Genomic DNA, 2,190 nt, shown 5'->3' with positions numbered 1-2,190 from the left:
GGTTGTTTTAGCAGGAGTGTTTGAGTTGAAAATTGTCCGCAATATCGAAAAGTTTTTTGAAAAATATATTGAAGGTTTTTTTAATAAACAGTTTTCCAGCAGCCTACAACCAGCCGAGATTGCCAAGCAATTGGCTAGGGAAATGGAAGATGAGCGTACTGTTGGCGTAGCACATGTTTATGTGCCTAATCATTATACAGTCTATATAAATCAGGAAGACTTTGAACGTTTGGAGCCTTGTGCGTCAGCAGTGTGTGATGAATTAGCTGCGTATTTATGCCAAGAAAGCCGACGTAAAGGTTATACTATGGCGGGTAGTCCACAGATAGAACTTTTAGCTGATGAAAAATTAACCAGACAAGAGTTTAGGGTAACGTCAAGTTTCATCGAAGCCTCCTATGAAGACAAGATGAACCAATTTGCGAACACTTCAGATTTTGGGGATACCAAAATATTCGATAAAATGGAGCCTGCGCTCTTAAACCGTCCGGCGCAGAAACTTTTGCATGGCCTTTTGACAGTGATTGAAGGGGTGGATGCCGGTTTACAAGTAGAATGCACCGTTAATCGCATAAATATTGGGCGTCGCAATACGAATGAGCTGCCGTTAACGGACATGAATACTTCACGCCTGCACGCATACATTGTGTATGAAGATAATTCGCATGTAATTCATGATGCCAAAAGCCTTAATGGGACGTATGTTGGTAACCAGCGTATAATCCATAAGCGGCTGAAGAATGGTGATAGAGTGAGAGTTGGAAACACTGTGATTTTATATGAGGTGAAGTAATCTTGCCTGGTAAAATGCAGGTGCTTAATATGATTGTAATAGTCCTGCAGTATAGCCTGGTAATACTGCTCTATTACTTTCTATACCAAGTAATAAAAATAGCGTTCAAAGATTTGACCGGTTTATCGGATAAGGTAAGAGTTCCCATTGTTAGCTCTGAATTACAAGTGGCTGCTGGTAATGATCTATCGTCACCTAAACTTGTTGTCGTGGATGATAAGCAAGGGTTGTTGTCACAACAAATTTTTGTTATAACAGATAATGTAACGATAGGACGCAGTAAACATAATGACATTGTCATTAATGATAGTTTTGTTTCCCATGAACATGCCTGTATATCAAAAGCAAAGCAAAATTATCTATTGGCTGATTTGAACAGTACTAACGGTACACTTGTTAATGGGAAACCCATTAAAGAGGAATATGTATTAAAGGATGGAGATGTAATTCAGATTGGGGCGGTTACTCTTACGTTTGAGAGGTGATTTCCATGCTGGCATTTGCACAGTCAGACATTGGTATGGTACGCAAAATCAATGAAGATAGTTATGTTTTTTCGCCACCACACTTGTTTGTAGTTGCCGACGGCATGGGTGGACATGTTGCCGGAGAAATTGCTAGTAGCCTCGGTGCTAGTACTATTCAGGAACATATCCAAAAAATTAAAAAACCATCCGACTGGGAGCAAGTACTAAAAGAAGCAATTGATTTGGCAAATTGCGTGGTTTACCAGATGTCCCAGGAAAAAAGCGAATGCCAGGGTATGGGGACTACTGTTACAGCGGTATATGCTGAAGGCCATGAAATATTTTGGAGTCATGTAGGAGATAGCAGACTTTATTTAATTAGAGATAACATGTTACGCCAAATAACCAGCGACCATTCATTGGTTTGGGAGCTGGTGCAGAGTGGTAGTATTACGAGTGAAGAAGCACTAGTACATCCGCATCGCAATGTTCTAACAAGGGCTGTGGGTACCAGTAACAGCATTTGTATAGATTCTGGCAGGTTTATTTGGCAGCCTGGTGATAGTTTACTGTTATGCACCGATGGATTAACCAATATGCTTAAAGAAGAAGCTATACTAAAGATTTGTACACTGCTAGATAATCCTCAAACCATTGTTAATACCCTTATTGAGCAAGCCAAGGAGGCCGGTGGCTATGACAATATTACGGTTATTCTTGTGCAATACAAAGATTAGCTATGAAGTATAAGCTAACTGAGTTTGGACTACTGCTACTGGCCGGTTTTGTTTTAATTAATGGATATCTTGTCGTTACTTTAGCATACCAGCAATTTACGTTTCAGACGCTTACGATTATTTTGGGATTAATTGGTCTGTGGATGATAACTTCGCTAGTTGTTCGACGTTTTTATATGACTGCAGACCCGTT

Annotated in this window: 4 protein-coding genes; all 4 read left to right on the top strand. The window is 39.9% G+C overall.

Translation table 11 applies throughout. From position 1 onward, the window contains the following. On the top strand, positions 1–793 hold a 793-nt coding region (locus AC29Z1_RS13565; RefSeq protein WP_488271987.1), incomplete at its 5' end, for an FHA domain-containing protein. Between the two features lie 29 nt (positions 794–822). Next, on the top strand, positions 823–1,278 hold the full coding sequence (locus tag AC29Z1_RS13560; RefSeq protein ID WP_488271986.1) for an FHA domain-containing protein: 456 nt from the start codon (positions 823–825) through the stop codon (positions 1,276–1,278). A 5-nt stretch (positions 1,279–1,283) separates the two neighbouring features. Next, positions 1,284–1,997: a Stp1/IreP family PP2C-type Ser/Thr phosphatase gene (locus AC29Z1_RS13555; RefSeq protein ID WP_488271985.1), complete on the top strand. Its 714-nt coding sequence runs from the start codon at positions 1,284–1,286 to the stop codon at positions 1,995–1,997. A gap of 2 nt (positions 1,998–1,999) precedes the next feature. Further along, positions 2,000–2,190: hypothetical protein (locus AC29Z1_RS13550; RefSeq protein ID WP_488271984.1), on the top strand; the 191-nt coding region annotated here is incomplete at its 3' end.

This window comes from Sporomusa sp. (assembly GCF_057736855.1).
This window is presented reverse-complemented; position numbering and strand designations above follow the sequence as displayed.

What these genes read in the sequence shown, in the direction of transcription:
- AC29Z1_RS13555 (WP_488271985.1), top strand. Translation starts at nt 1,284, where the DNA reads ATGCTGGCATTTGCACAGTCAGACATTGGTATGGTACGCAAAATCAAT.
- AC29Z1_RS13560 (WP_488271986.1), top strand. Translation starts at nt 823, where the DNA reads ATGATTGTAATAGTCCTGCAGTATAGCCTGGTAATACTGCTCTATTAC.